This window comes from Pseudomonas sp. PS01301 (assembly GCF_029960215.1).
Taxonomy (GTDB): domain Bacteria; phylum Pseudomonadota; class Gammaproteobacteria; order Pseudomonadales; family Pseudomonadaceae; genus Aquipseudomonas; species Aquipseudomonas coleopterorum.
In genome coordinates, this window is sequence record NZ_JASCPM010000093.1 from 1 (window position 1) to 3,718 (window position 3,718).

Annotated in this window: 3 protein-coding genes; 1 reads left to right on the forward strand and 2 read right to left on the reverse strand. The window is 64.7% G+C overall.

Features of this window, described 5'->3' with window-relative positions; translation table 11 throughout:
* Positions 1-348: 348 nt before the first annotated feature.
* Positions 349-1,233: a LysR family transcriptional regulator gene (locus tag QMX89_RS22455; protein WP_282349936.1), complete on the forward strand. Its 885-nt coding sequence runs from the start codon at positions 349-351 to the stop codon at positions 1,231-1,233.
* A gap of 206 nt (positions 1,234-1,439) precedes the next feature.
* Here the strand turns inward: QMX89_RS22455 and QMX89_RS22460 are convergent, their stop codons facing one another.
* Together QMX89_RS22460 and QMX89_RS22465 are read right to left on the reverse strand one after the other, a co-directional pair.
* Positions 1,440-2,009 (reverse strand): N-acetyltransferase, encoded by a 570-nt coding sequence (locus QMX89_RS22460; protein ID WP_282349937.1) that lies wholly within the window; start codon positions 2,007-2,009, stop codon positions 1,440-1,442.
* A gap of 140 nt (positions 2,010-2,149) precedes the next feature.
* Positions 2,150-3,562: an efflux transporter outer membrane subunit gene (locus QMX89_RS22465; protein ID WP_134721798.1), complete on the reverse strand. Its 1,413-nt coding sequence runs from the start codon at positions 3,560-3,562 to the stop codon at positions 2,150-2,152.
* Positions 3,563-3,718: the final 156 nt, after the last annotated feature.

Consider the following 3,718-nt stretch of genomic DNA (forward strand, 5'->3'; position numbering starts at 1 on the left):
CGGCGGCGCCAATGCGGTGTGCCCGGACGCGGATTGCGGTGGGGCCAGGGGGGTGCGCCCGGACGCGGATTGCGGTGGTGCCAATGCGGTGTGCCTAAACGCGGATTGCGGTGGTGCCAACGGGGTGTGCCCGGACGCGGATTGCGGTGGTGCCAATGGGTGTGCCCGGACGTGGATTGCCATCGTTCCAATGGGGTGTGCTTGGATGCGGATTGCCACTGTGCCACTGCGATGTTCCCACAGGCGCAATGCGGTCCCTGTAGCAGCGGCGCGAGCCGCGTCCGGGAGCACCGCGGTTGTATGGGCGCTACGCCTGACCCACAATGCATTGTCAACCGAGGAGTGACGATGAACGCGTTCGAAGACATGCGGCTTTTCGTTAAGGTGCTGGACTCGCGCAGCTTCACGGCCGCCGCCGAGCAATTGGGGGTTTCCAAGCAATACATCAGTCGCCGCTTGATGCAACTGGAAAACCGCCTGGGCGCACGCCTGCTCAATCGCTCCACGCGCCGCCTGGACGTCACCGCCCTGGGCCAGAGCTATTACGACTCTGCCGTGCGTCTGCTGGCTGAAGTGGAACAGGTCGAACAGGGCATCGCTGGCCAAGCCGCCGAACCCCGCGGCACGTTGCGCGTCAGTGCACCGCTGTCGTTCGCCATTGCGCAATTGAGCACGCTCATGCCTCGATTCCTGCAGCGCTACCCTCAGGTCCAGGTCGAAATCGACCTCAGCGATCGCCCCGTCGACCTGCTCGGCGAAGGCTACGATCTGGTCCTGCGCATCGGCACGCTGGAAGACTCGTCGCTGATCGCCCGGCGCATCGCGTCCATCGCCCGCGTGTACTGCGCAAGCCCGGACTATCTGGCCGCGCGTGGCATACCTACCACGCCCCAGGAACTGACCACCCACGATTGTCTGCCCTACGGCCACGCACGACAGGTGCAATGGCGCTTCGAAATGGGCGGCAAGCCACTGGTGATCGGTGTGAGCGGGCGCATGCGCGCCAACAACGGCGAATTACTGTGCGAGGCAGCGGTGGCCGGCATGGGAATCGCCTACCTGCCCCGATTCATCGTTCAACACGCACTGGCATCAGGGCAACTGCAAACCGTACTGGATGAGTTCGTCACAGAGCCTTTGGCGCTCTCGGCCGTGTATCCGCAGCATCGGCAAACGTCACGACCGGTGCAGGTCCTGGTCGACTTCCTGCGCGAACATCTGAGCAATCTCTGAGCATGGCCCGCCGAGTGCGAGCAGCACTCAAACGTGGCTCAGCGCAATTCCGAACGAAACGACGATCATGCAGCACAGGGTCAGGTTGATATTCATCGGTACAAATCCTAGGGGAAATAATGGGACCTATAGTGCTGATCCCGCCCCCTCAGGAAAAATTCCGTTTTTCGATAGCGATCATCGACTTCCGTGATGCAAGTAACGATTCAGCTTCTGCGCCGCGGCCGGGACACCACCGACTCGATGTTCTTGCGCCCGATCAATCGAGTCGGCGCTGCGGGCTCTTCGGCCAGCCACTTGTACATCACCAGGCAATCGACCAGCCCCAGGTGAGCATGCCGATAGGCGCGCGGCACGCGCCCCACGGTGTCGAAACCCAGCTTGTGCCACAAGGCCACCGCCACTTCGTTACTGGCCACCACCGAATTGAACTGCATGGCCAGAAAACCGCTGTCGCGCGCCACCTGCTGCGAGTGCTCGCACATCAGCCGCGCCACGCCTCGACCGCGCGCCGCTTCGCTGACCATGTAGCCGCAGTTGCACACGTGGTTGCCGGGACCCGCCGCGTTGGCCTTGAGGTAGTAACTGCCGAGCAACTGACCCTGTTCATCTTCGGCAACGAAAGTGTGCAGGGGCACCTTCAACCAGGTGTGTTCGGCGGCTTCGCGGTCCATGGCCGGATCGTAGGCGTACGTCTGCTGGCCCTGAACCACCGCGTCGAAGGTGGGCCAGAAACGGTCGAAATCGGAAGAGGTCATGGGGCGAATGGTGATCATGGGGCGCTCGCTGCGGATCGGGATCGGCTGCCGAAGACGGTCGCCTTGCACGCACGCCCGGCAACCGCCCCGAGTGACCGGGACGGTGCCTATCCTACCATCCGCCGCAGGCTTTGCAGCCGCAGCACTGGCGCTGATGGCTATCGCTGTGCCAGCGTATCGGGCTGCCAGCCACCGCCCAGTGCTTTGTAGATCGCAACGATGCCGCGATACAACTCGGTTTCGCCCTGGGCCTGGGCGTCTTCGGCGCTCAAGCGTTCACGCTCGGCGTCGAGCAGCACCAGGTAATCCGCCGTGCCCTCGCGGTACTGGATCGAGGCCAGCGCTGCCGCCGCGCGACTCGACTCGCTCTGGCGCATCAAGGCCTGCACGCGCTGCTGGCGTTTGCCGTAGTCACTGAAGGCATTTTCCGACTCTTCCAGCGCCAGCAACACATCCTGTTCATAGCTGGCCAGCGCGCCTTCGGCATCGGCGTTGGCTGCACGGATCTGCGCCCGCACGCTGCCCAGGTCGAACGCGGCCCAAGTGATGCTTGGCCCCAGTCCCCAGGCATTGGCGGCGGACGAGCCGATCTGCGAACCGCGGGCCGCCGTAAAGCCCAGGAAACCGCTGAGGCTGACCCGTGGAAACAGATCGGCCGTGGCCACGCCGATCTGCGCGGTGGAGGCGGCCAGTCGCCGTTCGGCACTGCGGATGTCCGGCCGGCGTCGTAGCAGCTGAGTCGGATCACCGATCGGCAAAGCCTTGGCAATGGCCGGCAACTGCGCCGGGCTCAGGTCCACACTCAATTGGTCCGGCCGCTGGCCGAGCAGGGTAGCGATGCGGTTGCGCGCACGCACCTGTTCGGCCTGCAACTGCGGCACGGTCGCTTCGACTGCCGCGAGCCGCGCGTCGGCCCGCACCACGTCCAGTTGATTGCCCACACCGGCTTCTTGCAGGCTGCGGGTGATACCCCGCGAATCCTGCTGGTTCTTCAGGTTGGCCAGGGCGATCTTCTCGCGCAGTTGCGCGCCGCGCAGTTGCCCGTAGGCATCCACCAGGTCGGCGATCAGGGTGACCTGCAACTGCTGCAGGTCGGCCGCCGCTTCGCCTTGCTGCGCGTCACTGACCTCCAACTGACGCTGGATGCGCCCGAACAGGTCGATTTCCCAGGCCATGTCCAGGCCCAGGTCGTAGCGCTCGGTATTGACCCGGTCGCTGGTCTGGCCGGGAATCTGGCTCTTGCCGATCTCGCTGCTGGCGCGGCTGGTCACCACCGGGAAACGATCGTTTGCCACGTCGTCGCGGATGGCCCGAGCCGCCTTGAGGCGGGCGAAGGCCACCCGCAGCTCACGGTTGCCCTGCAGCGATTCGTTGACCAGGCGATTGAGGGTCGGGTCGTCGAACTGCTGCCACCACACCGCATCGAACGCCTCGGCGCGGTAGTAGCGAGTGTCCTGTGCCGCCGCCACGCTCGCCTGCAGATCCTGCGGCGCGCGATAGTCCGGGCCCACCGCGCAAGCGGCCAGGGCCAGCACCAGCAAGCTGGGCAGTAGGGGTTTCAAATGACTCATGGTTGTACCTCAAGCGTGAGCGCACGATCCGCCTTGCGGGCCTCGCGACGCTCGACATGGCGACGGATCAGCACGAAGAACACCGGTGTCAGCAGCAAGCCGAAGAAGGTCACCCCCAACATGCCGGAGAACACCGCCACGCCCATGGCATGACGC

Coding starts and splice junctions, on each gene's coding strand:
- QMX89_RS22455 (WP_282349936.1), top strand. CDS start 349: ATGAACGCGTTCGAAGACATGCGGCTTTTCGTTAAGGTGCTGGACTCG.
- QMX89_RS22460 (WP_282349937.1), bottom strand. CDS start 2,009: ATGATCACCATTCGCCCCATGACCTCTTCCGATTTCGACCGTTTCTGG.
- QMX89_RS22465 (WP_134721798.1), bottom strand. CDS start 3,562: ATGAGTCATTTGAAACCCCTACTGCCCAGCTTGCTGGTGCTGGCCCTG.